The following is a 26,518-nucleotide window of genomic DNA, read 5'->3' as shown; positions in this document are numbered from 1 at the left end:
GATATTTAGACTATCGTTTTTATCGATAATCACGATGAGATAGAGGAGCATAATGATAGGATGCATTTTAGACGAGACTTCGATTTCCCCTGAGAGCACTGACCACCTCAGGGATTTTTCGCATGTCCCTCAATGAAAATCGAACGAAGCGACCCTTCATTTTACTTGCACGTATCATAAAAAAAATCGAAAGAGAGGGTCAAACGTATGGCAGCGAGTAAGCATAAACGGTCACCATTATCTTTATATCTGACAATTAGCGGGATTTTTTTAGCATGCACCTTTCTCGTTACGATGTTAGATAATCATCAATCGATGAGCATCGGTATACTTCCATTTTTTTCTGGAATGGTTAGTGTCTTCTGGATGACCACCTCGATTCGTCACCATAACGACCCTCCGCGATATTGGATATATATCTTGTGGGCTCTTATCACCCTGACAATCGGAAATTTTGTATGGTTACTGTTAGAAATGCAGTATCTGCATCCCTCGAAACGATTTCTCGCAAATTTATTTTGGATTTTTTCATACCCGTTATTTTTGATGTCGCTCATTGATCGCACGCAAAAAAGTGGTTTTTTACTTACTGACCGTCAATATCGGTTTAACCTCTCAATCTATATGGTCATGGCGATGGCCGTCAGCTCCCATTTCTTGTTGCAGCCATTCCAATCTGCGTTAGACTATCCACTTTATATTCACGCGATTATGTATATTTATCAATTCGTCGATCTTGGTATTTTGTTCTTAGGTATTATTCTCTACTATATGGTCCAAGCAGAAAAAACAGAGAAGACGATCTTATTTTTAGTGGCAGGACTTTTATTACAAGCAACTGCGGATGTCATGATGGTAATCTCGTACCCAGAAATTTCAAATGTCGCTCACGTTTTGTGGACAATCGCTCCACTTCTGATTGGATTAACGGGACTCTTATCCCACGAATATTTGTCAGGCACCTGGAGCAAAAATAAAATCAACCAGAACGCGGAGTACGAGCTCTATTTGCCTTATGCGAGTGGCATTCTATTAAATGTGCTCGTCATGTATAGTTACGACTGGAAAATCAACGTACTCAGTGTCGCTTTAACAGTCACTTACTTCTTGATTGTCGGAAGACAGTTTTTCATCATTCGAGAAAACAAGCACATCCTTGCGCAAATGGAGCATCTAGCTTTTCATGATAGTCTGACAGGGTTGCGCAATCGTCATAGCCTTATCACCGATTTAAAACGCTATATAAGCCATAAGGATGAACGATTGGCGCTATTGATGATTGATCTAGATCGATTCAAATATATTAACGATTCGCTTGGACACCACGTAGGCGATAAAGTCTTGATTGCTGTCGCGGAACATATCCGTTTAATCACGGGAGAGAACGAGCGTCTTTATCGACTCGGCGGGGATGAATTTGTAGTCGTGTTGCGTAAAGGGTCTGAAGAAAGTGCCGAGATTTTTGCGAACGCCTTGCTCGACCTCTTTGCAATCGAGATGACGGTCGCTGAGAAAACCATGAGTCTAACCCCGAGTATAGGAATCAGTCTGTTTCCTAAGCACTCAGAAAACGCCGAGGACTTATTGACGAAGGCGGATGTCGCCATGTACGAAGTAAAGGCGAAAGGGAAAAATGATTTTCTGTTATTCGACACCGAAATGATGACAAAAATGCAACGAAAGATGGAGATTGAAAAAGCGTTAAAGATTGCGCTCGAGAAACAGCAATTTCATCTTGTTTATCAACCAAAAATCGATTTAAAAACCAATGAATTGAATGGCGTCGAAGCGCTGTTGCGATGGAACCACCCTGTCCTAGGAATGGTCTCGCCGATGGAGTTTATTCCTGCAGCGGAAGAGACAGGTATGATTATCGATATCGGAGAGTGGGTGATGCAAGAAGCATGCCACCAAGTCAAGGAGTGGCAATCTTTCGGGATTCCACAGTTGAATGTCGCCGTCAATGTCTCGGTCAGGCAATTAGAAGACGAAAATTTCATTGCTATGGTGAAACAAATCATCGGACGTACAAGGATCGTACCGTCTTGTCTTGAACTCGAAATTACGGAATCCATCATGCAGAACACGAAAGTGACGACGACCCTATTGCATCAGTTAAAGGAACTTGGTGTCCGGACTTCGATTGATGATTTCGGTACAGGCTACTCTTCGCTGCATGTTTTACAACATTTGCCGATTGATGCGTTAAAGATCGATCAATCGTTTGTTAAAGGATTGGATGAGTCCGCGTCTTCACCGATGGTTAAAACAATCATCGAACTTGGGTTGAACCTCGATTTGGATATTATCGCTGAAGGGATTGAGACAGACTTCCAACTACAATTCCTTAAACAAAATAGCTGTACGCTCGGTCAAGGCTACTTGCTCTCTAAACCGCTAGATCGAGCTGACTTTGAACGATATTTAAAGTCTTTCTCATTCATCCATTGAGATAATTAAAAATTGCACACAAAACCCTGAATGCTTGCACGTGAACGTGCTCATTCAGGGTTTTGTGCATTCCTAGACCAGCGAGTCATTAAAAATCGGTCCGCCCCGTCACCGGATAGTTCCCCGCTTCCCACGTATGATCTTTCTGTAGCGTCTCGTCCGACACCAAGAAGTAGTCGTACCCGACTTTTCCTGGCCGATTCGGGACCGGATCGTTCCACGTCGTGTCGAGATGATACCAAGCACCGTCCAGCTTGACGAGGTTCCACGCGTGCAACTCCGTCCTGGCCTCGCCTGAGATGTATCTCGCCTCTACTCCAGCCGCTTCTAACAGAAGCAACGTCGTCAGCGCGTACCCTTCACAGACACCTTCCCCGTTGAATAGAATCGAGTACGGGGTAAACGGACTCGCCACGCTATCCAAGTTATAAGCTGTATTCAAGACGACGTAGTCGTTCACATATTTCACTTTCTCATAATCGTTCAAGCCGCTAGGCATCTCCGTAACGACTTGATCGACTTTTGCTTCGATTTGCTTAGCTTCCTCGACGTTCATATCGTAGGCCAATTGCATATCCAAATCGACATATCCACCGTGATCCCGATACTCTGTCTCGCCTCCGCGTGACAAGCGGAAGACATAAATATGGTTCGCTTCGAGCCAATCCCACGCTTCATCCATCGTTTGCTCGAAGTCACGACTTTTACCGATATAACGGATGCTGAATGATTCATCGAATTGGCTCATATGATAAGCGAGCGCCATGCCGAGTTCTTCTGGTGAGGCAATCTGGCCTGGTAACTCGAACGTGTCCCCTAAAATCGTAGCGGTTTGACTCTCGACTTGTTTCGGACCGAAAAGTTCCGTCATGTCACCTTCCATATACACCATGTATCCGCTCACGAAGCTGACCCCGAGCATTGTCATCGTCAAAACGCCGCGTCCAGTCACGACGATGGACGACCAAAGTGCCGACCGCTTGCTTTTAATCAATCTGTTCAGTTCATTGCTGACTATCTGTTCTAGCTGCGTCCGTTTCATCTTCAATTTAGGATGAACCTGAAACACGACTTTCCGGTACACCGGATCGAGCAGTTCAAACTGTTTAGCGGGGTTATGCTCATACGTTTTCAACTCGATTCGGATGGGACGAAGTTCACGCTTTAATGCTCGATGGACAATCCTCAGTTCACGTCCTTGACGAAATAAGAGAATCGTAATACCCCCACTTAATAACACGATCAACGTATACATGATGACATTCACGACGCTCGTTTCTCCTCTCGTTCATGTATGCTACCGAGTAGAATATTTTCCCTACTCTTAAACCTCTATAAGTATATAATAACTCTATAAACAATATATGGAAGGTGTTGCCACATGAATATTAATACATATTTGAAAGAGTACGCCCAAACTTTGCTCGGTGACGGAACACATATCGCCCCGAACGTACCCGACAAAAAATTGAACGGTGCCATTAAAACTTATGCGCAAGATGCACTTCCAGAACACGTCGTCGTCTTGTACGATTCGACGCTCTTTAAGAGCGGCAAAGAAGGCATGCTGTTTTTAGGAGACCGCTTCTACTTCAAGCCGCTTCTTGAAAAGCCAATCTGTGTATACTACAAAGATTTACAACGTGTCGACTTGGATCGAGAAGTGACATATAAAAACGACAAACGAAAAGAGAAGCTCCATGTCGTCATGCACACCGAACAGTACGATTACAGCATGTCTGACAAGCTCGCGACGTATAACGTCGAAGGTGTTGTCGAATTGTTAAACGGCATCGCGGCACTCAAAGAGAATCAAGACGAACTCGTCAACGTCTCGCAAGTGACCCCACTCGCCGACTTGCCGGAAACGTATAAACTTACATATTTAAAAATTTTGGCGAACTTCACATTTGTCGACGACCAGCAAATCGATGCGAAAGAGTACAGTGAACTCATGTCACTCGTCACTCGGATTCACCTCAGTTCCGAGTATCGATTGCAGCTTCGAAGCTACTTGAGCAACCCGTCGCTTCACACTTCGACGACCGACTTGCTTGAAGCATTACGTGCCCTGTCGACGACGCTCGATTTCTCCATCGTCGAGAAATCATTGTTCAAAGACTTACTTTATCTGTTCAAATTAAAGCGGCCACTCTCAGCATGGTTTGAGAATGCGTTTCTCCAACAGCTGAAAGAGGATCTGTCGATTTCAAGAGAAGAAATCGAACTTATCTCGAGTGCTATCCAAAGCGATGAGGATATTTTGACGTTCCGGAAAAATGACTCTGAGATTGCCAAGTCGATGAAAGACTTGGCGGCGAAAGCGGCCGCGGTCGGAGTCCCGTTGACAGCCATCTATTTATCAGGATCTGTCGTCGGCTTGAGCGCTGCCGGATTGACGTCTGGTTTGGCTTCTCTCGGCATGGGCGGATTGCTTGGATTCTCGAGCATGTTCACCGGGATCGGGGTGTTGGTCGTCATCGGAGTCGGGACATACCAGGGATTGAAGAAAATCACAGGAATTAAAGATATCGAGAATAATAAGCAACGGGAATATATGCTTCAAGCCATCATCCGGAACACTCAGCAGACGCTCAACTATTTGCTCGAAGACATCAATGAGATTTCAAGTCGTCTCGTTGTCGCCATCCAACAGGGGAATGAAAATTCGGAGAAAATCAATCAGTTATCCAATATGCTACAGATGCTCAGCCAAAGTGCTCAATTCAGCGCCGGTAAGCAAACCCATTCGCAGAAAGAACAAATCATGACGCAACTACCGTCAAAACTGAGTACGGTTCGCTTAGATGAGTTGACGTCGAAAGCGACATATCAAAAGATTCGCGATTACATCTATACGTGTTATACGCCTGAACCAATCCAATTGGATGACATGACGTTCAGTAACAAAGAGGAGCTCGTCTTGAAAGAGACGCTCACGCTCGAAGAACTAGAACAATTGCATGAGTCATTCCAAGCGATCGGTTACTTCGAGATGACAGGCGGCGGTCTCGCTGAAGTGACGGGTGGAGCGAAGCGTCTCGTCAAGAACGTCTTCGGTGACAGATGAACCGGTCCGAACAAGACATGGTAGACAAGGCGAAAGCGCTACTCGTCCAACAGCATCAAGCCGCCCAGGCCGAGCAACGCTTAGGTGAAGTAAACAAGCATCTATCACAACTTGAAAATACACAGGATGCGCAGGCTGCTGTCCTCGATGATTTGTTTGAAGATATGATGCGGCTCATGAACGGGCAGTCTCTTTCAGCGGAGGCAACAACGCTTGCACCGCTAGCCGTCCCGATGTTTGACGAACTCGAGCCGATTCAAGTCTCGGGCGTCTCCTGGGACATTTATTTGAACGAGCTCGATTCGTACGCCGCAAGGCATGACGTAACGGGACTTGATGACCCATTCGTCCATTTACTCACAACGCGACAGCTGCACGACTTGGCGATGTCATTTAAAGAAGAGTTCTTGCTGAAGGAAGCGGAATGTGACCGCTACGACTACATGATTGCGTCCTTCAGCGGTCTTGTCGCGGGGGTGATTGACAGTTTCTTTGTCGGTTCACCAACGGACAGCAAATTTCGCAGTTGGTCAGATGAGAAAGTCGACAACGTCGTCATCAAGTTCGCAAACCTCGTCTGGAAACAGGATAAAAAAAACGGGGCCCGTCTCCGCAAACAACCGGATTCGATTGCGAGCGCCATCGGTTTTTTAGAGCGTCGGTTTAAAGTGAACTACGACGCGCGCTATGCGAGTGATTTAAAGATGGGCGCAACAACGCTCAATATGCGCCCGTCGGACCACCACTTGAAATCACTTGCCCACGCGCCGGATATCATCGGTTTGTTCTTCTCGATTTTAGATCAATTCACGGGTAAGGCCAGTTTCATCTCGGACGGCCGACTGCTTCGGCTCGAGCCAAAAGAAGACGGGACGCAGGTGCTTCAAGGTGGAAACGTGTTGGCTAAACTGTTCGCCGGGTTCGCTAACTGGATTGGTCATCTTTTATCAGACGTTTCAGGATCGAGTGGTGTCCGGGGGCATGACGATGGTCGTCGTGGCGCTGGCATCCCGCTCCCATTTTTCGAACTGTTCCAATTCGCCGACTTCGGACAGGTTTCCCATAAAGGCAAGACACTCTCGTTTGCCGACTTCTCGACTAAAGTGTTCGAGAGCGGGTATGATGCGCGTCACGGTGTCGCGATGGCGGTTCCGGTCGTCTTCAACGAACTCGTCATCCGCCTGCTTTGGGGTTTGAAGAGTCTGTTTTATCACAAAAACGGATGGTTGGAGTCAATCCCTGTCGGCAACAAACCGACACTCCGGAAGATGCTGCTCGTCGGTCACGGTGCTCTATGCCTGACCGACGGGATGGATGCCTACATCCGAAGTGGCAACGTCCCGATTTTATTTGCGACACGCTTGAACTACGTCGCCTGGAGTCGCTTTGCCTTCGCCTCAATGCAAGAGCTGAAGCATGTGCTCGGGAAAGACGTGTACGACTGGAAAGCCGTTGACGCTCATTTAGAGCAAGAATGGAAGAAACTCAGCGGCGAATACTGATCATAAAAGAGCTCTTATTCCCTACTTACTCGTACCATCTTACAACTAGAAAATTCGACCGCTGTCTCCGACTGGACGAACGTAATCATTGTGAAAGAAGCCATGACGTCGCTCGTCGATGCTCTTGCGTTTCGTTCATTTAGTGCGACGGTGACCGAAGTGTTGAATGAGCTATATACTGTAAAAGCGCAACGCAAAAGACCATCGAACTTGTCATACACAAGTTTGATGGTCTTTTTTCACTCCACCCCAAACCGATACACCGTCCTCGAATGATACAGCTCACCCGGTTTCAGTTCGATCGATGTGGCGATGTCTGGATAGTGCGGCGCGTCCGGAAGCGCTTGGGCTTCTAAACAGATGGCGCTATGCTTCTGCCGTCCCTCGAGCGTGACGGGTGTCTCTTCACTGAGGAAATTGGCCGTATACACGACCATGACCGGTTGGTTCGTCTCGACGTCGAGCACGCGTCCGCTCACCGGGTCATGCAACCGCGCCACCCCATCCTTCAAGATGAACGGATGATCGAGCCCGCCCGCTTTCGCGATGGCTTCGTCGTCTGACGTGATCGCCTCGCCGACTCGTTTCCCGTCGCGGAAGTCGAACGGTGTCGCATCGACAGGCTGCAGTTCCCCGGTCGGGAGCGACTCGTCATCGAGCCGCGCGACGTGGTCGGCCGGTAACGTCAGCAGATGATCGTGGATCGTCGGCTGGCCACCGAGATTGAAATAGTTGTGATGGTTCAAGTTGACCCACGTCAGTTCATCCGTCGCGGCCGTCATCGTGACGACGAGTTCATTGTCGTCCGTCAGTTCATAGATGACTTTGAAGCGGACGTTCCCCGGGTAGCCTTCTTCCCCGTCCGGACTTAAGTATATGAATTGAATCGCCTGTCCGTCGACGTCCATGTCCCAATACCGCGACGTGATACCGTCCGTCCCGCCGTGGATATGATGCGGGGCCTCGCTTGGGGTCAAGGCCACACCATTAATCTCGGCGTTACGGATTCTTCCGGCGATACGGCCGACGACCGAGCCCAAATAGACCGGGTTCTCGAGGTATTGATCCAAGTCGCCATATTTCAAAATGACAGAGTCCATGTTACCGTCACGGTCCGGTGCCGTCAGCTCGGTCATGGCACAGCCATACTCGATCGCCGACAGCAGCATACCGTTCTTGTTTTCAATCGTTGCTTCTCTCATTGGCTCACCTACTTCGACTAGTTTACCTGTTCATTCCCGTAGTCGACGCGCCGTACTCCACTTACTTTCGTTCTGTCACGACGACGCTGTCAAAGAAATCGCGAACGTGATAGTCCTGCGGATACGCCGACAGCTCTTTCGCGTACGCAAAATCCCCGAACAGCTTGTTCATCGTGACGTTTCGGTCGACGAGTTTTCCGATGACGCCGTTGAATAGACCTAAGCGCCGGACGTGGTTGCCGTGGACGGCCCCGATCATCGAGACGAGGTCGGACGTACACACGTAGTCCGCGTTCTGGGGATGGAACGTCCCGCCGTCTCCGTTCAAGACGATGAGCGCTAACAATTCGGACAAGTTGTCGATATGGATCATGCTGCGCTTGTTCTGATAGCTTGGGAAGAACGGGATCTTCCGTGCGAGCCCGGCGAGTTTGACATAATTGCCTTTCGAGCCCTTCCCATAAATCATCGGCGACCGGACGTTCGCGACCATGAACGTCTCGTCTGACAACTCCGCGAGCTTGTTCTCGGCTTGGAGCTTGCTGTCGCCGTAAAAGTTGGTCGGGTTCGGCACGGTGTCGCGCGTGATTATTTTCGCGTTCGTTGCGTCCCCGTAGACGATCATACTGCTGAGGAAGATGAACTGCTTGACGCTAGACCGCTTCGCTTTGGCTGCGACTTCCGCGGTCAGCTCCGTGTTCACCTTGTAGTAGAGGTCTTCCATACTTTTATCCGTCGACACATGGGCAATCCCGGCCACGTGCAAGATTGCATCGTAACCTTCAAACGAACGTTGTCTCCATGCACCGTCACGCATCCCGACCGTATCGACGTGGATCCGTTCTGAATACCGGTCTTCCACCCATTGTTTGAACGCTTTTCCGACGTAACTGTCGGCTCCTGTGATTAATACTTTTATCACGTGTTATCCCCCTTAATTGCAAATGTGATAATTACCCCTCAAACTAAACCAATTCGAGTAGCCGCGGCGGCTCTCTATCACTTCCACTTCCCCAACCAATTTTTCTTCGGCATGTTCAAATCATCCACTAAAATCACTTCATCCTTCAACACCGATTCGCTGTTATGAAGGATTTTTTCGGTCCACTTTACGCCTAGTTCTTTATTCAACACCGCTACCGCTTCTTCCCAAAAGAAAGCTCTCGATGAACTGTTATGGGCATCCGAGGCAATCAATTGGCTTAACTGATGACGTAAAAAAACGAGTGCCATCTCTTGTGTGTGTCGCCCAAAGTGACCGGCCACACTCGCCGTCGTCACTTGTGACAACGAACCAGCCGATGCGAAACGATATAACCGTTCTGGCTCGATGAGTAACTGTTGATTCCGTTCAGGATGGGCAATGACGGGGACATAGCCCGCAATCTGCAACCCAAAGAATAAAGATTCTGTGTATGAAGGGACGGTTTGATGAGGAAATTCGATTAACACATAGCGCGAGTTCCCAAGTGTCCTGACATTCCCTTGATCAAGTTCATCCAACACGTCTCCACTGATCCTGACCTCGTTTCCGCTATGTAAGCGAAGCACGATTTTCTCCGCATCAAGCGTACGTTGCAACTCGTTCATTTCATGCTCGACATTGATCGTCTCTGTATCAAACTGCGGATGAAACAGATGTGGTGTAACGACAAGATCCGTGACACCCGATGTATTCGCCCGTCTTGCCATTTCAAGCGCCTCCTCCATCGTAGCAGGTCCGTCATCTACGTTCGGCAAGATATGGCAATGTATATCGACTATCTCCATTTCGTTCCCTCCTTTGCCATAACATTTATTTATTCGTTTTCCTCCATCCATATTCCTATTAGCTGGCAAATTTCAGTTGCTGTATAGTTATGAACAATCTTAACGAAATTATGATCGCATGTTCTCTCTTATTGTTGATTCGTCGGTGGTATAGGTATAGAAGTCCTGCTTTTATTAAAAGGAAGGAGTTATCCCTATGAGTGCTGCTTTCACAATTTTAGTTACCGGCGGCGCCGGATATATCGGCTCCCATACATGTGTTCAATTACTTGACGATGGATATTCTGTCGTCGTAATTGACAACCTGTCAAACTCTAGCAAAGAGTCCATTAAACGGGTTGAACAGCTTTCCGGGAAATCCCTTCAATTTTATGAAGGCGATATCTTAGACGAACTATTTCTCGAGCGAATTTTCAACGATCACGCGATTGATGCCGTCATCCACTTTGCCGGCTTGAAAGCAGTTGGAGAATCCGTTGAACTCCCGCTCGCTTATTATGAAAACAATGTTGCCGGGACAGTCACGTTGATGCGAGTCATGCATCGACACGACGTTAAACGAATGGTCTTCAGTTCTTCCGCTACCGTTTATGGTACACCCGACCGTGTCCCGATTATTGAAACGGCCGCGCTCCGCGTGACAAACCCGTACGGACGAACCAAACTGATGATTGAGGACATTATGCGTGATGCGGCAGCCGCCGACCCGCTTTGGAGTATCGCCCTTTTGCGTTATTTCAATCCAATCGGGGCCCATCCGTCCGGTCAAATCGGTGAGGACCCGAATGATACGCCGAACAATATTATGCCCTACATCACCCAGGTCGCGATTGGACGCTTGCCGCAACTGAGTATATTCGGGGACGATTATCCAACAGAAGACGGTACCGGGGTGCGTGACTATATCCATGTAATGGATTTGGCAAACGGACATTTAAAGGCACTTGCTTACACCTTCTTGCACACCGGTGCCGAACCTTTCAATCTCGGGACTGGCTCTGGCTACAGCGTCTTACAACTTTTGAAAGCCTTTGAAACGGCGACGACACAGTCGGTTCCTTATCAAGTCGTCGCGCGACGGCACGGGGACATCGCAACTTGTTATGCCGACGCTTCTAAAGCGGAACGGCAATTGGGATGGAAGGCTCAACTGAGCATTGAGGATATGTGCCGCGACGCATGGATGTGGCAGTCTAAAAACCCTGTCGGTTATCGACAGCAAACTGGTCCTTCATGACGACGAACACCCCCCGCCTCGTTTGAGACGGGGGAATTTCATGTCCGGATCCATACGTAGTCATATGGGGCCAAGTCGATTGTTTCAATCGGTTCGCCTGTGAATAAACTTTCTCCACGAACAGGCAATCGGACTGTTTCCTCACTGACGTTCGTATACAGTTGAACGGTCTCATTGCCTGCCTTTCGTTCTACCGCGAATAGTCGGGAATCCTGTTTCAGAATCCGTTGTTCCGCGTACGGAGAAAAAGCAGGGTGCGTTCGTTTGACGTTCAGCTGACTGATAATACCGGAGAACACTTGCAGACGATACGGGTCGGTCTTCAATTCTTGGACGAGCGTGTCACGGTCGGTCGGAGTGCTTACCCCAAGCAACGTACGGTAATCAACGGACGGTATCCCTTGGAGCGAGAACAAGATACTATGGGCCGCGAGTAGCATCTCGACACCCGGATCAATCAAGTTTTTCTCGAACGGGTCCCGCTCCGCCATCGACAAGAAATTGAAGTAAGTTTTCTCAGCCGGCGGCGCCTCGATGGAGCGTGCCCAGTCCGAGAGCCGGGTAGCATTCCCTTGGGCAAAAGCTAGAATCGTATGGGAAGACAAGTCGAAGTGACAGATTGCATCGACGACTTCAAAATAAACATGTGCTGAACAATTTACCGCCTCACAAGCAAGAATGAGTTGTCCGTTCGGTTTATAATGGTGGAGTATCGTATGCCATAGCGCGAGGACGTTTTTGATACTGTCTTCCGGCATCCCTCTAAACGACTGGATGTGGACGCGGATTTTCATAGCGCCCTGCGCGAGCCGCTCAATAAATGCATCCGTCTCTTTCAGCATATCGAACTGTTTCTCATTGTAGACGTCAAGATCCATCTCGAACATGAGCTCAAACTCGTTACTGAAGCGTCCGAGATCTTCATATAATCTGACGCGAGGACTCAAAGGCGTATCGCTTGGATGAGTCGAGTATGGAAAGAGTGATACAAGATACAGATCACTAACCGACGCCTGGACATGGTCTGTCAACAGTTCATGGAGCGCATCAAGGTCAGGCTTCCGATTCACTGTCACGGCGTTCGCATCAGCCATGAGCACGCTCGTCTTTTCGTCTACAGCATCATGATCGTGCCAAATATGACCTTCCCACTTTTCTAACGTGCGACGCCACTCTTCTGCCGTATGGTCATCTTCTAGTCGTTGTACAATCGGTTCTAACTTGTCCCAAATCATAATCATCCCTCCTAGGTCTGTTCTTATCACTCCCACCTTTCGGCTAATTTAAAACGCTAAAAAGGCCGTCTTTACGGACGGCCTTACTCCATTAGTCGCTTCAACTCGTTTTGCACGTCAGCAAGGGATGCCGCATCTGGATTCCAGTAGTAGATGCCGTCTGATTCAATACCCCCTGCCCCTTCGATGCGGAGCGTGCTCGCATTGCGGAACGAATTCATATAATCGGTTGACAGCGTCACGAGCTCGTTAAACTCTATATTCGTTTTCGCATGATTACCGGCAACGTCTAAGAGGCGAGTCACGGTGTCGACTGAGAAGTCAGAGCGCCCCTTCTCAACGATGGCGGTTAAGACGGCACGCTGGCGCTCTTGACGGCCAAAGTCACCGTTCGGATCCTCATAACGCATCCGGGTGTAGGACAACGCCGATTCTCCGTCCAACTCGACCTCTCCGACCGGGAAACGATAACCGTCCGTTGAAAAGGCGAAGTTGTTCGTCACTGTAATTCCACCGAGCGTATCGACGATTTCAGTGAATGCATCCATATCTGTCTCAACAACATAGTCGATCGGGATAGCTAGTAGCGCCTCGACCGAATCCATCGCCATCTCCGCTCCACCGAACGCGTAAGCATGATTGATTTTGTCTCGAACACCGCGACCGACAATCTCAGTCAATGTGTCCCGCGGGATGCTGAGCATCGCCCCTTCGTTCGTCTCCGGATTCAAGGTCATGACAATCATCGAGTCACTCCGGCCCTGTTCGCCCCCTTGGCGATCGATGCCAAGAAGCAAGACTGAAACCGAACGCTTTTCTTCAATCGTTTCCACTTGTTTGCGCTTCTCACTGATTTGAAGGTTATCGTTTACTCTCGTCACGGTTTCATTGACATTGCGATACATAGACCAGACGATGCCCCCTCCGACGATGAATGCAACCGTCATGACGCCGAGAATAATCGCCAACAGCTTTTTCCATGATGATTTTTTTCGATGTTTTGCCATCAGTCTTCACCCGCTTTCACGTATTGTTTAAATACGGAGTTAGTATGAAGAATTCCCTTCCTCTCTATTGAAATACGGCGCTTTCCGAAAAAATACTAGTATTTTCTTTTCAGTTTTTAAGGGAAGTGGGTCTTTTCGGCTCGTCGTTTCCAGTCAGATGGCCAAGCCGCGTTGATTTCTGCACCAAGCAACATCGTCGCCGCCGTCAAATAGAGCCAAATTTGAAGTAAGATGACGACACCAATCGTCCCGTACGTGTCGCCAAACATTGAAAACTGATCAACGTACACACTGTAACCAGTCGAAATCACTTGCCAAGAAATGACGGCAAAGATCGCTCCCGGGAGTGTCTCAGTAAAGCGTACACGTTGCTGCGGTGCGACCATATAAAATGCGGAGAATGCCACGATGAGAATGACTGTCGAAATCGTGTACCGAACCAGTGTCGCCAATCGATTGAAGTCCTCTAACCGCGGCAACAAGGAATACATCAGTTCAATGAACTCGCGACCAAAAATATGAAACACGATCAAGATGATTGCCCCAACACTCCAAGCGAGCAGCGTCAGTAAGCCGATCAAACGACGGCGGATATAGCCTCGCCCTTCTGTCTCCCCGTAGGCAAAGACAGTCAATTTTACGAGGCGAGCCGTTCCGTTCGTGGCAGACCAGACAGCAATCACGGCACCAAAGGAAAGAAGACCTGCATTGACGCTTCCGCTCACATCGTAGACGACGGCAAACAGTTCTCGTACGCTCGAACCTGGAACCAATGTTTCAATTTGTTCAATTAGTAGCGCCTCATCGATTTGAAGCCACGCCATGAGTGCGAATAATAAAAAAAACGTTGGAAAGATGGCAAGAAACCAAAAGAAGGCCAATGTGGCGCTGTAGTCATTAATATTATGGTCGCGAAAGCGTCGCCGTATCTCTTTCATAAGGTTTATCCATTTCGAAATATTCATTTTATCAATATCCTTCCTAGCCGAGATCAAGAAGTTGATAACGAAGCGTGTCCATTCAACTCATGTCCCTTTCCCTATTTCTTATCGGTTTCCCTGCAACTCGTGTTCACTCCTTTTAGCCCCTGCGCATTTTGGGTACTGAAGTAAAGTACACATCTCACGAACGGGGGGAACGAATATGGAACTAGGAATGATTGGACTTGGCAAGATGGGACTCAACCTAGCGCTCAATTTGACGGACGGGGGCCACCGCGTGCTCGGTTACGACCCGGGTAACGTGTCGACGAGCCAGTTCGAGACGCTCGATTCGCTCGAAGCAGTCGTTAACGAATTGAAGGGTCCGCGTGTCGTCTGGGTGATGGTGCCGGCCGGTGAGGTGACCGAGCGTGTGCTGAACGATTTGCATGCGCTGTTGTCTCCAGGGGATATCGTCATCGACGGCGGCAACTCGAACTACAAGGAGTCGATGCGACGGGCCGAGCATTTCAACGACAAACTGATCTACTTCTTCGACGTCGGGACGAGTGGCGGCATGGAAGGCGCGCGCAACGGCGCCTGTACGATGATCGGCGGCGATATCGAGGCGTTCGGCAAGATCGAGGAGTTGTTCCAAGACGTGTCGACGGACAACGGCTACTTGTACGCCGGTCCGAGTGGTAGCGGTCATTTCCTCAAGATGATCCACAACGGCATCGAGTACGGCATGATGCAGGCGATCGCCGAAGGGTTCGAGATCCTCGAGAAGAGCCCATTCGATTACGACCACGAACAAGTCGCCCGTGTCTGGAATCACGGTTCGGTCGTCCGCTCCTGGTTGATGGAGTTGACCGAGAGCGCGTTCCACAAGGACGCAAAGCTCGATGCGATCAAAGGGGTCATGCACGCGTCGGGTGAAGGCAAGTGGACGGTCGAGACGGCGCTCGAATACGGCGTCCCAGCACCGGTCATCGCCATGTCGCTCATGATGCGCCAACGCTCGCTCGAAGAAGACACGTTCTCCGGCAAGGTCGTCGCCGCGCTCCGGAACGAGTTCGGCGGGCATGCCGTCGAGAAGAAATGAACGACAAAAATGCAAATCCTTCACGTTTGAGGGACTTGCCTTTTTCGTTTGCAGTAAATTGCTTATTTCGAATAGAGCGTGATGTAGCGAACACCAGTTACCATGAAATCAGAGGATAGGTTTTATCCTTACGCTTTGTCCGTGGAAGACATGTCACCGCACGATCCAGGTCGTCGATCCGCTCGATTGTGACCGTTTATCATGTGATGCACATCGCATTTACGAATGTTATGGCCTTTCCTTGAATTAGGTGTATACTTTGAGACTCATGATTCGCTCGGTTTTGTGTTGTCGCTATGCTGATCTGTCGGCTGACACGTGCAGCGCTTCGAATCACCGTCTGGTTACGATTACCCCACTATCATTGTTTGGGAATAATATACATTAAAAATATATTCTCTTAATTCTATGCATATGTTCGTATATATATAAATTGTTATCATTATTCTTCAATAACGTATTCTTTTAGGTATTTTTACTCATTTTTAAACCTGTCCACTCAAACATATTTACTACTCGTCAGATTATGCGTATATTTGTAAACGCTGCTGTTTTGTAATGATTGGAAATGAAAACTAGGAATGCTTCACCGTTCCTGACTCGATACATTTCAGATTAAGGAGGAAACTATGACTCGGTTCAATTGGATCAATCCGTTCAAATCTCGATTGGCTGCCACTGATTTACCGATCAAGCTCACTGACGCCGCGAGCGGCCAACATTTCATCGAAGGACACCTCGATCCGGTCTTCTTACTCGACATTCACGGGAACATCATCGACGCCAACGAGAAACTGTCGCTCATGCTCGGCTACACGAAACGTGAGCTGTTCACCCATTTCGCCCGCTTCACGACCGAAGCGGACGCCGAACGAATCCAAACGCATTTCGCAAGCGCGCTCTCAGGAACTGAAGCGATGTATACATGCACGGCAAAACGAAAGGACGGCCGCATGTTAAAGCTTCAAATCACCAACGTCCCCGCCTATGACAACCACTTGATCGTCGGCGTTTACGGGATCGCCCGGGACATCACGCAGGAAGATCGCCTGAAGAGCGATGTCGAACGTCTTCGCGACTTGTATAAGCATGTCGAGGCGTCCATCTATCGAAAAGATTTACGGACCGGGGAGCTCGAGTTTTATACCGCCGGATTTGAGACGTTGTTCCAGACGGCACCGAAAGCGATGGGCGAGGACCCGACATCTTGCCACCACGCGATTCACCGGAGCGACTTTGCCAAGGTTCGGGCTGCCCATGCAAGTGTCGAAGCAGGGCAGGAAACGACAGTCCTCTATCGAACAAACGTCAACGACGATGTCAATTGGGTCGAGGAACGCCTCATCCCAAAGTTTGACGACGACGGCACGGTCGTGGCGGTCATCAGCATCGCCCACGACATCACCCGTCTGAAGACGCAAGAAGAACAGATCTGGCAGCTCGCCATGCACGACTCGCTCACCGGTTTGCCGAACCGGAGCCTGTTTCTCCATGAGTTGGGCGAACGGATGGACCAACACGAGCACATCGCGGTCCTGACCATCAGCTTCAACTCGATTCATCGGATCAATCACGACTTCGGCTACGCCGTCGGAGATGACTGGATCGTCGCGGCCACCTCCTCCCTGCTCCACCAATTGCCGAACGGTAGTTTCGTCGGCCATCTCGGTGGGGACGAATTTACGTTGCTCTTACCCGATGTCACGGACGAGCCCTCGTTGATCATGAACTGCCAATCTTTGCTCAAACTCAGGGAGAAGCATATCCAAATCGGCCCGTACGAATGGCGCCCGCCCGTCTCAATCGGAGTCAGCCGCTATCCGCATGACTCGACCGTCGCCGAAGAGCTATTGCAGTACGCCAACACGGCACTCGGTCGGACGAACTTGCCGGGGATGGACCGATTCGTCTTTTACGCCTCGAGCTTTAATATCGACTCGTATCGGCGACATCAGCTCGGCAACGATTTGCGCCGCGCCATCGAAGAGGACGAACTCTTCCTCGAATTCCAACCAAAAGTCGACGCCTGGTCGGGCCGGATCGTCGGGGCCGAGGCGCTTGTCCGCTGGCAACACCCGGAATGGGGACGGATTCCGCCGAACGACTTCATCCCGTTGTCTGAAGAGAGCGATCTCCACATCCAACTCGCCGATTGGGTGCTCCATCATACGTGCGCCTGTCTTCGGGACTGGCAGGACAAAGATTTACCCGTCGTCCCGGTGTCGATTAACGTGTCGCCGAAACGGCTGTTGCATGGGAACTATGCTGAGACGGTCACACGGGCGCTCCGTCGTTATACGCTCACACCGTCGCTTCTCGAAATCGAGATATTAGAGACCGATGTGTTGAGTGACAATCGGAAGATTCACGACACGCTCGAACAGCTAGACGCCGCCAAGATCCGTATCGCCTTAGACGACTTCGGTACCGGCTACTCGTCGCTGTCATATTTGCAACAGTATCCAATCAAGACGATTAAGATCGATCAACAGTTCGCCGCTGACTTGCATGAGAACAAGAAAACACAGGCGATCGTGCGGACGATCCTGTTCATGGCCGAGGAGTTTGCGATGGACGTCGTCATCGAAGGCGTTGAGACGCTCGAGCAACTTGTTGTCGTCCGACGCCTCAACTGCCGCATCGTCCAGGGTTACTTGTTCAGCCGTCCGCTCGGTGCCGAACAATTCGAACAGGCACTCGATTACCGCTTCTTAGCGACGACGGAGACGGTCGGACCAGTCGTCACGAGACAGGCATTCTCACTCGAAGCGAGCGTGACGATCCACAAGTTCCACGACAGGGAGCTGTCGATCGGCTCGACCCCAATCCTCGTAACGAAGAGCGGGCTGCAAATCCTGCATTTTTACGCCCAGGTCCGCCTGCCGGTCACCGATGCCATCGAATTGAAGATCCTATTGCCGCAAGTCGGTGACAAGACAGAAATCCGCGTCCGACTCGTCCATGTGACCGAGCTCGAAAACGGCTTGTTCGAATACGAGGCGAGCTATCTCGATGCACGTGAATCGCACCGCGTCGTGATGGCGCTTCAAGAGCGAATGCAGCCGTAAAAAAACCCTCTGTGGTCTGTACCATAGAGGGGTTACGTTTACGTTTCTTTAACTTTATTGACAACTTGGTGACTCTCTCGAAGCACTAGTTCGCTCGCAAGCGTGACAGTCTTACTGATTTCACGACCGCCTACGCGTTCGAGAAGAAGAGAGACTGCTTCTTCCCCCATCATTTCAGTATGAATACGCACCGTCGACAATCGAGGTGAGACGTATTTCGAGACACTGATATCGTTAATACTGATGACAGCAACATCGTTCGGCACATTGTAACCTGATTCTTGAAGCGCTCGAAGCGCACCGATGGCAAGCGTGTCACTAGCAATGAAAAATGCTTCGGGCAACTCACTTTTCACGAGTTCGTGCATCATTTTATAACCGTCTTCTGATAAAAACACGCCGGTACGGTGCCATTTCTTCTCATACTTCCCCCGAGCTTTCATGAATTCGACGTATGTGGTTTCACGCGGGTCAACAAACATTTCAGCCTTATCTTTAGACGATTCTCGTCCTCCGATGTAACCGATTGTATTAATTCCTTCTGATTCAAGATGAAGTAATACTTTCTCAGTCGCTCGTCTCAAATCTGTCAATACAGCATCAATCATTTCATCTTTCGGATCGTAGTCGACAAAAATCAGATGCGGCTGTAGACCTTTCAAATACTCTACTTCTTGGCGACTATATTTACCGATGACAATCGCTCCATCAAATCCACTTAAATCGTGATCAGCAATTTCAGGAAATGTCATCTTTTGAAGTTGGATATGCTGTTGGCGACAGCCACTCTCAACCCCATGCCGAATCGCCATATAATACAAATCATTTAATTCTTCCTCATCTGTCAGCCAATAAATCATCGCAAATGAGCGCGCCTTCCCTTTTTTAGCGCCTTTTTTCCGATAATCAAGAGCTTCGGCAACTTCAAAAATCCGCTGTTTCGTCTCTTGTGTCACAGAAAGCGTCGGATCCATGTTCAAGACACGTGAAACTGTCGCAATCGATACGTTCGCCCCTTTGGCGATATCTTTAATCGTAGCCATTTTACTCACTTCCTATCTATCTTCCATTTAACGATATATCAACCCCAAATTCAATTGCCATCCAATGAACATCCAGACTTTATAACCAGAAAGGGACTCCAACCCAAACAGGTCGGCGTCCCTTTCATCAACGCTTGGCTTTAAAGACGTGTGAAGCATAACGCTCAAGTTCAAGTTTCCCCATATGCTTGACTCCGGTGATAATATTTTCCATTTCGTATGGTAACTCAATCGCTTGGGTCGATTCAGTAAAGTTCATTACGAAGATGTAGTCCATATCGTCGGCGCGGCGGACTTGAACGGAGACGCCACCACGATGTTTAATTGCGACCGGACGGACGATTTTCAGCTCGTCTAGTAATTGAATGTAAAACGTACGATGGAAAGCTTCGTCAAGTCTAGCTCCGATATAATACGCAGCTCCTTTCCCATGTTTTTGTTTTGTCACGACTGAAGTCCCAGCATAAAACTCATCTTCATATGTCGCTAGTGTATCAGCCGTCCCAATACGAAGTGGAGTTGCATAATCCTTCAATTCAAAACGTTGTTCCCCGTAGCGAATGGATTGACGTTCCGAAGGATAAAGCGTATCGGTTTCGAGCGGCATGATGCCAAATGTTGTTTGAAGTGACTTCAACCAACCATTCGGATGCACCAAATCGTGACGATCGACAAGACCTGACATATATGTCATAACGAGCGTCCCACCCGCTTTAACGAATTGTTCAAAGCGCTCTGCAAGTGCTTCCTCCATCAAATAAAGCATCGGCACGAGAAGAAGTTGATACGATGAAAATTCCTGTTCTTTCGTAATGACGTCGACTGGAATGTCTTGCTCCCAAAATGTGCGGTAGTGGTCTTGAAGTGTTTGAGGATATCTCTTCGAATCGAGACCGAATCCTTGGGCATCGTCGAGCGCCCAATTGCTCTCCCAGTCATATAAAATCGCGACAGTAGCTGGACGGACCGATCCGACGACTTCTTCTAATTTCTCAAGTGTCGCTCCTACATCCGCTACATCTTTGAATACACGATTGTCCGGATTGTTATCATGGTCGACAACGGCCCCGTGGAACTTTTCTGATGACCCTCTCGATTTACGCCATTGGAAATAAAGGACACTGTCAGAACCATGAGCGAGCATCTGTAGAGAAGACAATTTGTGCATACCCGGTCGCTTCGCTTTATTAACTGGGTGCCAGTTGACCGCACTCGGTGTTGACTCCATGAGCAAGAACGGTTGTTGTTTCAAGCTCCGATACAAGTCATTGATCATCCCAACTTTCATCGCAAGATTGGCTGTCGACTCCCAATCGTTATGCCATGCTGGATAGGCATCCCAACTGATTACATCGACATACTTGGCAAATTCGCTATAATCGAGTGATTGAAACGGAATCATATCAAACGTATCTGCCATAAAATTTGTCGTAATTGGGATATCAGGTGTACTTTCCCGAAGTGGAGCAATCTCGTGCTTATAAAAGTCGATAGTCTGGTGTGTGACAAATCGTTTCCAATCGAGATTCATACCATGAACGGCACTCTCACCAATTGGCGATGGAGATTCTACTTGAGACCATTCTGTGTATGTATGACTCCAAAACGGTCCCCACCATGCGTCATTTAATTCTTTTAATGAGCCATATTGCTCTTGTAGCCACACTCGGAATGATTCTTGACACAAATCACAGTGGCAGTCGCCACCGAATTCGTTTGAGATATGCCACATAATGAGTGCCGGATGGTTCCCGTATCGTTTAGCAAGAAGTCGATTCATTTGTTGCGTCTTGTCACGATAAATAGGTGACGTGAAGCAATGGTTGTGACGTGCACCGTGTAACTGTTTGACACGACTCGAATTGGTGCGTAACACTTCAGGGTATTTGGCAGACATCCAAGTTGGACGCGCTCCACTAGGCGTAGCAAGAATGACGTGCCCATCTATTGATGCGATGCGTTCAATAACATCGTCTAGCCACTCAAAATTGTAAACTCCTTCTTCAGGTTCTAGACAATGCCATGCAAAAATACCGATTGAGAACGTATTCGTATGAGCGAGTCGCATAAGACGAACATCATCCTCCAAAATCTCCGGCTGATCGAGCCATTGATCCGGGTTATAGTCACCCCCGTGTAACATTCGCTTCGTTTTCGTTGTATATATTCTCTCGTAAGATGTCATCGCAGTCTTTCCTCCTATATCGCTCTTTATCCTTTCGTTCCTCCTGTCGTAAGTCCTGCCACAAAGTGTTTCTGTAGCATGATAAATATGACAGCAACCGGAATACTAATCAAAATCGCCCCAGCCGCAAACGTCGTATAACTCGCCCCCATCACGTCATTGACAAGGTTGTACAGACCAATCGGGAGTGTATAAGCATCCTGCGTCCGAAGAATTGTCGATGATAATACAAAATCACCAAGCGGTCCTGTAAAACCATTCATCGCTACAACTGCTAGCATCGGTCGACAGAGCGGCATCAAAATTTGTAAGAAAATGCGGGTATTTGAGGCCCCGTCTAGTTTAGCACTCTCATCGAGATCTATTGGAATCGAGTCCATATACCCCTTCATCAAATATGTGTTCATCGGGATTTGTCCTCCGGTATAGAGCATAATCAGGAGCCAATGACTGTTCATCATGCCTAGCATTTGAGCAAGGACAAACAGCGCAATTAACGCCGAGAACTGTGGGATCATTTGTAACAGCAAAAACAATGTGAGCGCGCGTTGACGACCTTTAAATCGAAAACGAGAAAATGCATAGGCTGTGAACGATACACTGACAAGTGTCCCGAGCATCGTAAACACACTAATCTTCAACGAATTCATGTACCAATTGACGTATTGAAGATTTTCTTTTCCCGCAAACAACTCTCGGTAATGATCGAGTGTAGGATTCTTCGGGATGAGCGATGTACTGACAAGACTATTTCCCGGGTTAAAACTAGCACCAATCGTCCAAAGAAGCGGATAAACAATGATGGCGACGACCGACAGCAATAGTGCATACGACAGAAAAATTCGTAAGTTGAATCTTCTCATAGCCATCACTTCCCTTCCTTAAATGAGTTGGTTTTTCTGAATTGCCAAAGCGCAATCGAGATGACGAAGATTGACAACAAGATCGTCAACGCTGCCGCAAGTGCGTATTGACCTGATTGCATCGTCAATTTGTAAATCCACGAGACCAAGATATCGGTCCCACCGGCGTTCGACCCTGGCACGGCTGGTCCACCACCGTTAAATAAGTAAATGATATTGAAGTTATTAAAATTGAATGTGAATTGCGTAATAATAATGGGTGCCATCGCAATCATAATCATCGGCATCGTGATATGACGGAACTTTTTATAGGCAGATGCCCCGTCAATCGTCGCCGCCTCATACAAATCTTGAGGAATCGATTGCAAGACACCGGTCGTCACGATAAAGACATATGGGAAACCGAGCCAGCCCTGCATAAAGACGAGAGCAACTTTCGTCCAGGCTGCCGACGTTAACCAGGGGATTGGATCAATCCCAAAGGTAGCGAGAATATCATTGTTGATTGCACCGAAACTATCGTTAAACAATCCAGCGAAGACGAGAATTGTGACAAACCCTGGAACGGCCCATGGTAAGACGAAGAACGTTCGAATCGTCTTTTTGAACCGAATCTCTTTTTGGTTGACGACCACTGCAAGAAAAATCCCGAGTGAGACTTGCAGTGTCGATGCAAGTACCGTCCAGATCACTGTCCACGACAGCACATCGAGGAACGTCGAACGCCAAATGTCGACCGTGAATATTTGCGCGAACGTATCAAACCCAACCCAATCAGCTAAATTTGCTGGAGGCGAATGATATAAGTCATAGTTTGTAAACGCCAAAGCGAAGCTGAATAAGATTGGGAAGATAACAGCAAAAACGAGAATGAACAGCGACGGCGCGCTAATCAAATAAGGATAACCCGCATCTTTCATAGCTAGGTAATCTTGTCGTAGTGAGCCGAGTGAGAATCCATCATCTCGTCTTTGCCCATTTCGATACGCGTCTCGAAGGTTGAATCCGTAGAATGCCACACCGAATGTTAAGACGATAATGGCAATAATTCCTTCTGCGAGTAAGAATATCGAATTGTCTCGCGGAACCTCAGTACCAAGTGTGATAATTCCCCACAGTCCCATATTTAGTAAATCGGCGAATACGACTGCATATGAAATGCTTAGAATTAAAAACAGCCCACCCTTCAGCCACTGACGATTATACAGTTGTCCCAGTCCAGGAATGACAGATAAGAGTGTACTCAGTTGACGATGTTGCACAGTTTTCACCTCACGTTCTAATGTTCAATAAAATCGGCAGGACGAGCCTGCCGATTGCATCATTTATTATGTTTGGCTTCAATTTGACCAGTAATCGTTTCGACCGCTTGTTTCATCGCTTGTTCCGGCTTCGCTTTGCCGGTCGCAATCGTCTGGAGCGCAGCATCGACTGGTTGCCATACTTCATTCATTTCTGGAATGTTCGGTGTCAACTCTGCGAACTGAGATTGCTCAGCAACGGCTTGAGCGACTTCACTTTCTGTAACGGCCGGATCACTCGCGAGCGATTTAACAGCTGGTACTTCTTGCGTCACTTCAAAGCGAGTGCGTGAATTTTCTTCGTCGCCAAGGAATTTAACAAGTTTCTCGGCCATTTCAGAATTTCTACTGTACGAGCTCACGTTATAACTCTTTACACCGAGGAACGAACTCATGTTATCCCCATTTGTCAACTCTGGCAACTTAACGACGCCATAGTCAATACCAGCTTTTTTAAATGGTTCGACGTTCCATGGTCCCGAAATGATAGCGGTGGCTTTCCCTTCAGTAAATAGTGATTCTAAGACATTAATCCCTTGCTCACCGATGATACCAGCTGGGAAAAGTTTGTCCTGATAGAATTTTTGAATAAGCGCGGCGCCCTTTATCGCTCCGTCATTCGCTAATCCGATATCAGATGTGTCATAATTCCCGGCATCATCACGCCCGAAAATGTAACCGCCCGATCCGCTCATCACACTCTGCGCGTAATAGATTTGATCGAACAATGCCAAGAATCCGAATTGCTTGCCGGTTGTCACTTCTTTCGAATAGTCGTACCATTCGTCGAGTGATTGTGGCAGTTCCTCCTCTTTAATTAGCGCTTTATTATAGTAGAGAACGGTCGATTCAACTGCTTTAGGTACGCCATATACTTTCCCATCTACAATTTGTGATTGAATCGCGACGTCTGTATAGATTGACTGCTCGTCCGATGTCAATGCGATTTCTTTAATGAGCCCTTCCGTGACTGCTGTTCCGATTTGATCTCCCGGCATCGTCAATACGTCTGGACCGGTCCCGGCAGGTCCGTCTAAACGTAAATCCTCAATCTGCTGTGCATAGGTTTTCTCAATAACTTTTACTTTAATATCATTCTCTTTTTCAAAACGTTCGACCGCTTCTTTAATGCCTTCACCTTTTTCAACATCTTCCCATACAATCAACTCATTCGAAGCTGCTTCCGTTGACTCCCCTGAAGTCTCTTCCCCCGGTCCGCACGCAACGAGAGCCGAACTCATGACGAGTCCCCCTACTAACAATGAATATTTGCCTGTCGATTTCATAAAACGTTCCTCCCGAAACTGTTATTGTAAGCGCTTTTACAAATCAAATATAGCACCATCGGTAAAAATAGTAAATAAATTTTAGTAAATTTTTATCGTTTTATTTACCTATTTGTTTTGCAACACTCTTTTAGTTTGTATTATGCTAATAGTAAGATTAGTCACCTTACATATAAGGAGAGCGATTCAATATGTATTTTTCCGAAAAATCAGTAAATGGATTGACAGAGTTTACCCTCCTACACCCAAACGGTCTGTCTTTAAAGGCACTTAATCGAGGGGGCATTCTCACCCATCTATTTGTTCCTGATCGATCTGGAACGATGGAAAACGTACTGTTGACATACGAAAACTACAATCAATACATGGATGACCCAAACTATATGGGCGCGCTAATTGGACGTGTGGCGGGGCGGATCCGTGATGCCCGTTACAAAACGGGTAACACCGTTCATCAGCTCGAAGCCAATACTCGGAACCAACTACACGGTGGGAATGGCGGGTTGCATCAAGTTATGTTTGAAGTTACTCCATTTGAAGACAGTGACGACGTCGGGTTGAGACTTCAAGGTTTACTCTCAAACGAAAGCGGACATGTCGGAACAGTTAAAGTGATTATCGAATATCGATTGACGGACACTCACGAGTTCATCATCCGCTATAACGCCACAGTAAGTGAACGCACACCGCTCACTTTAACGAATCATGCCTATTTCAATTTGAGCGGAAACGCTAGAGAAGCGATTCACTGTCACGAACTCGAATTCGATGCCTCTACCTATATCGAACTTGATGAAAGGTTGTTACCGACTGGACGTATAAATGATGTGACAGACACGCCGTTCGACCTCAGGAAATCAAAACGTCTCGCATGTGTTTTATCTCATGACACACAGCAACAACAGTTCGCTTCAGGCGGGATTGATCATTACTTCTTATTCGACACAAAATCCAGTCCTCACGTCACCTTGACGCATCGAAAAAGCGGGCGACGACTTCAAATGACAACGACTTATCCTGGGTTCGTTCTTTATACCGGTAACTCTTTAAGCGCCGAAACACCATTAGCCACTGGTCCGAATGCTGCTCACATGGGAATTTGTCTAGAAACCCAACATCCAGCTGCCGCCCTAGAAATGGAACAATTGCCGTCCATATGGTGCACCCCTACGCAACCATATATCCATCAAACAGTGTATCGATTTGATACCATCTAAAAAACCGCCTGAGTGAACAGTTCCATAAAAATCGGATTTTCATGCCCGACTTTATT

Annotated in this window: 19 protein-coding genes; 7 read left to right on the top strand and 12 right to left on the bottom strand. The window is 48.1% G+C overall.

All coding sequences use genetic code 11. The features are described from left to right. Nucleotides 1–207: 207 nt before the first annotated feature. Entirely contained in the window at nt 208–2,451 is a 2,244-nt protein-coding gene (locus EVJ22_RS07540) for a putative bifunctional diguanylate cyclase/phosphodiesterase (RefSeq protein WP_131443607.1), read from the top strand. 88 nt (nt 2,452–2,539) lie between these two features. On the opposite strand, the gene EVJ22_RS07535 is transcribed toward EVJ22_RS07540, so the two are convergent. Next, nucleotides 2,540–3,718, bottom strand: a complete 1,179-nt coding sequence (locus EVJ22_RS07535; protein WP_131443606.1) for a transglutaminase domain-containing protein — start codon at nt 3,716–3,718, stop codon at nt 2,540–2,542. A 114-nt stretch (nt 3,719–3,832) separates the two neighbouring features. Between EVJ22_RS07535 and EVJ22_RS07530 the strand changes: the two genes are divergently transcribed. After that, nucleotides 3,833–5,521 carry a hypothetical protein gene (locus EVJ22_RS07530; protein WP_131443605.1) on the top strand — a complete coding sequence of 563 codons (1,689 nt, stop codon included), beginning with the start codon at nt 3,833–3,835 and terminating at the stop codon, nt 5,519–5,521. Further along, nucleotides 5,518–7,023 carry a hypothetical protein gene (locus EVJ22_RS07525; protein ID WP_131443604.1) on the top strand — a complete coding sequence of 502 codons (1,506 nt, stop codon included), beginning with the start codon at nt 5,518–5,520 and terminating at the stop codon, nt 7,021–7,023. Before EVJ22_RS07530 ends, EVJ22_RS07525 begins: the two co-directional genes overlap by 4 nt. Nucleotides 7,024–7,262: 239 nt before the next feature. Here the strand turns inward: EVJ22_RS07525 and EVJ22_RS07520 are convergent, their stop codons facing one another. From EVJ22_RS07520 to EVJ22_RS07510, 3 genes are all read right to left on the bottom strand, one after another. Next, the gene (locus EVJ22_RS07520; RefSeq protein ID WP_071398245.1) at nt 7,263–8,225 is read right to left on the bottom strand and encodes an aldose epimerase family protein; all 963 of its coding nucleotides are present in this window, start codon (nt 8,223–8,225) and stop codon (nt 7,263–7,265) included. A 61-nt stretch (nt 8,226–8,286) separates the two neighbouring features. Beyond that, on the bottom strand, nt 8,287–9,147 hold the full coding sequence (locus EVJ22_RS07515) for an NAD-dependent epimerase/dehydratase family protein (RefSeq protein ID WP_071398246.1): 861 nt from the start codon (nt 9,145–9,147) through the stop codon (nt 8,287–8,289). Nucleotides 9,148–9,224: 77 nt separating this feature from the next. Beyond that, nucleotides 9,225–9,995: a tyrosine-protein phosphatase gene (locus tag EVJ22_RS07510; RefSeq protein ID WP_233589645.1), complete on the bottom strand. Its 771-nt coding sequence runs from the start codon at nt 9,993–9,995 to the stop codon at nt 9,225–9,227. Nucleotides 9,996–10,191: 196 nt separating this feature from the next. Between EVJ22_RS07510 and galE the strand changes: the two genes are divergently transcribed. Beyond that, a complete protein-coding gene (gene galE / locus EVJ22_RS07505; RefSeq protein ID WP_071398247.1) occupies nt 10,192–11,232 on the top strand; it encodes a UDP-glucose 4-epimerase GalE in 1,041 nt (346 codons plus the stop codon). 38 nt (nt 11,233–11,270) lie between these two features. Here galE and EVJ22_RS07500 read toward each other — a convergent pair whose 3' ends face one another. The 3 genes from EVJ22_RS07500 to EVJ22_RS07490 all read right to left on the bottom strand — a co-directional run bounded on the left by EVJ22_RS07500 (nt 11,271) and on the right by EVJ22_RS07490 (nt 14,412). Beyond that, a complete protein-coding gene (locus EVJ22_RS07500; RefSeq protein WP_131443603.1) occupies nt 11,271–12,467 on the bottom strand; it encodes an alpha-amylase family glycosyl hydrolase in 1,197 nt (398 codons plus the stop codon). An 83-nt stretch (nt 12,468–12,550) separates the two neighbouring features. Beyond that, entirely contained in the window at nt 12,551–13,474 is a 924-nt protein-coding gene (locus tag EVJ22_RS07495; RefSeq protein WP_131443602.1) for an LCP family glycopolymer transferase, read from the bottom strand. A 116-nt stretch (nt 13,475–13,590) separates the two neighbouring features. After that, nucleotides 13,591–14,412: a YihY/virulence factor BrkB family protein gene (locus EVJ22_RS07490; protein ID WP_233589644.1), complete on the bottom strand. Its 822-nt coding sequence runs from the start codon at nt 14,410–14,412 to the stop codon at nt 13,591–13,593. A gap of 205 nt (nt 14,413–14,617) precedes the next feature. Between EVJ22_RS07490 and gnd the strand changes: the two genes are divergently transcribed. Together gnd and EVJ22_RS07480 are read left to right on the top strand one after the other, a co-directional pair. Then, the gene (gene gnd, locus EVJ22_RS07485; RefSeq protein ID WP_131443601.1) at nt 14,618–15,499 is read left to right on the top strand and encodes a phosphogluconate dehydrogenase (NAD(+)-dependent, decarboxylating); all 882 of its coding nucleotides are present in this window, start codon (nt 14,618–14,620) and stop codon (nt 15,497–15,499) included. A gap of 629 nt (nt 15,500–16,128) precedes the next feature. Continuing rightward, nucleotides 16,129–18,567, top strand: a complete 2,439-nt coding sequence (locus tag EVJ22_RS07480) for a sensor domain-containing protein (RefSeq protein WP_131443600.1) — start codon at nt 16,129–16,131, stop codon at nt 18,565–18,567. Between the two features lie 38 nt (nt 18,568–18,605). On the opposite strand, the gene EVJ22_RS07475 is transcribed toward EVJ22_RS07480, so the two are convergent. The 5 genes from EVJ22_RS07475 to ganS all read right to left on the bottom strand — a co-directional run bounded on the left by EVJ22_RS07475 (nt 18,606) and on the right by ganS (nt 25,245). Continuing rightward, entirely contained in the window at nt 18,606–19,610 is a 1,005-nt protein-coding gene (locus tag EVJ22_RS07475) for a LacI family DNA-binding transcriptional regulator (RefSeq protein ID WP_071398254.1), read from the bottom strand. Nucleotides 19,611–19,737: 127 nt separating this feature from the next. Further along, nucleotides 19,738–21,795, bottom strand: coding sequence for a beta-galactosidase (locus EVJ22_RS07470; protein ID WP_071398255.1), 2,058 nt, complete (start codon nt 21,793–21,795; stop codon nt 19,738–19,740). A 26-nt stretch (nt 21,796–21,821) separates the two neighbouring features. After that, nucleotides 21,822–22,664: a galactooligosaccharide ABC transporter permease GanQ gene (gene ganQ, locus EVJ22_RS07465; RefSeq protein ID WP_131443599.1), complete on the bottom strand. Its 843-nt coding sequence runs from the start codon at nt 22,662–22,664 to the stop codon at nt 21,822–21,824. Continuing rightward, nucleotides 22,664–23,920: a carbohydrate ABC transporter permease gene (gene ganP / locus EVJ22_RS07460; RefSeq protein ID WP_071398257.1), complete on the bottom strand. Its 1,257-nt coding sequence runs from the start codon at nt 23,918–23,920 to the stop codon at nt 22,664–22,666. The genes ganQ and ganP overlap by 1 nt, the downstream gene beginning before the upstream one ends. Before the next feature lie 59 nt (nt 23,921–23,979). After that, nucleotides 23,980–25,245, bottom strand: a complete 1,266-nt coding sequence (ganS, locus tag EVJ22_RS07455) for a galactooligosaccharide ABC transporter substrate-binding protein GanS (protein WP_071398258.1) — start codon at nt 25,243–25,245, stop codon at nt 23,980–23,982. A 191-nt stretch (nt 25,246–25,436) separates the two neighbouring features. Between ganS and EVJ22_RS07450 the strand changes: the two genes are divergently transcribed. After that, nucleotides 25,437–26,462 (top strand): aldose epimerase family protein, encoded by a 1,026-nt coding sequence (locus tag EVJ22_RS07450; protein WP_131443598.1) that lies wholly within the window; start codon nt 25,437–25,439, stop codon nt 26,460–26,462. Nucleotides 26,463–26,518: the final 56 nt, after the last annotated feature.

The sequence above is a fragment of the Exiguobacterium sp. SH0S7 genome (assembly GCF_004337195.1).
Taxonomy (GTDB): domain Bacteria; phylum Bacillota; class Bacilli; order Exiguobacteriales; family Exiguobacteriaceae; genus Exiguobacterium; species Exiguobacterium aurantiacum_A.
The sequence above is the reverse complement of the archived record's forward strand: the minus strand, read 5'-3'. Positions and strand labels throughout refer to the sequence as shown.

What these genes read in the sequence shown, in the direction of transcription:
- EVJ22_RS07540 (WP_131443607.1), top strand. Translation starts at nt 208, where the DNA reads ATGGCAGCGAGTAAGCATAAACGGTCACCATTATCTTTATATCTGACA.
- EVJ22_RS07530 (WP_131443605.1), top strand. Translation starts at nt 3,833, where the DNA reads ATGAATATTAATACATATTTGAAAGAGTACGCCCAAACTTTGCTCGGT.
- EVJ22_RS07525 (WP_131443604.1), top strand. Translation starts at nt 5,518, where the DNA reads ATGAACCGGTCCGAACAAGACATGGTAGACAAGGCGAAAGCGCTACTC.
- EVJ22_RS07520 (WP_071398245.1), bottom strand. Translation starts at nt 8,225, where the DNA reads ATGAGAGAAGCAACGATTGAAAACAAGAACGGTATGCTGCTGTCGGCG.
- EVJ22_RS07510 (WP_233589645.1), bottom strand. Translation starts at nt 9,995, where the DNA reads ATGGAGATAGTCGATATACATTGCCATATCTTGCCGAACGTAGATGAC.
- galE (WP_071398247.1), top strand. Translation starts at nt 10,192, where the DNA reads ATGAGTGCTGCTTTCACAATTTTAGTTACCGGCGGCGCCGGATATATC.
- EVJ22_RS07500 (WP_131443603.1), bottom strand. Translation starts at nt 12,467, where the DNA reads ATGATTTGGGACAAGTTAGAACCGATTGTACAACGACTAGAAGATGAC.
- EVJ22_RS07495 (WP_131443602.1), bottom strand. Translation starts at nt 13,474, where the DNA reads ATGGCAAAACATCGAAAAAAATCATCATGGAAAAAGCTGTTGGCGATT.
- EVJ22_RS07490 (WP_233589644.1), bottom strand. Translation starts at nt 14,412, where the DNA reads ATGAAAGAGATACGGCGACGCTTTCGCGACCATAATATTAATGACTAC.
- gnd (WP_131443601.1), top strand. Translation starts at nt 14,618, where the DNA reads ATGGAACTAGGAATGATTGGACTTGGCAAGATGGGACTCAACCTAGCG.
- EVJ22_RS07480 (WP_131443600.1), top strand. Translation starts at nt 16,129, where the DNA reads ATGACTCGGTTCAATTGGATCAATCCGTTCAAATCTCGATTGGCTGCC.
- EVJ22_RS07475 (WP_071398254.1), bottom strand. Translation starts at nt 19,610, where the DNA reads ATGGCTACGATTAAAGATATCGCCAAAGGGGCGAACGTATCGATTGCG.
- EVJ22_RS07470 (WP_071398255.1), bottom strand. Translation starts at nt 21,795, where the DNA reads ATGACATCTTACGAGAGAATATATACAACGAAAACGAAGCGAATGTTA.
- ganQ (WP_131443599.1), bottom strand. Translation starts at nt 22,664, where the DNA reads ATGGCTATGAGAAGATTCAACTTACGAATTTTTCTGTCGTATGCACTA.
- ganS (WP_071398258.1), bottom strand. Translation starts at nt 25,245, where the DNA reads ATGAAATCGACAGGCAAATATTCATTGTTAGTAGGGGGACTCGTCATG.
- EVJ22_RS07450 (WP_131443598.1), top strand. Translation starts at nt 25,437, where the DNA reads ATGTATTTTTCCGAAAAATCAGTAAATGGATTGACAGAGTTTACCCTC.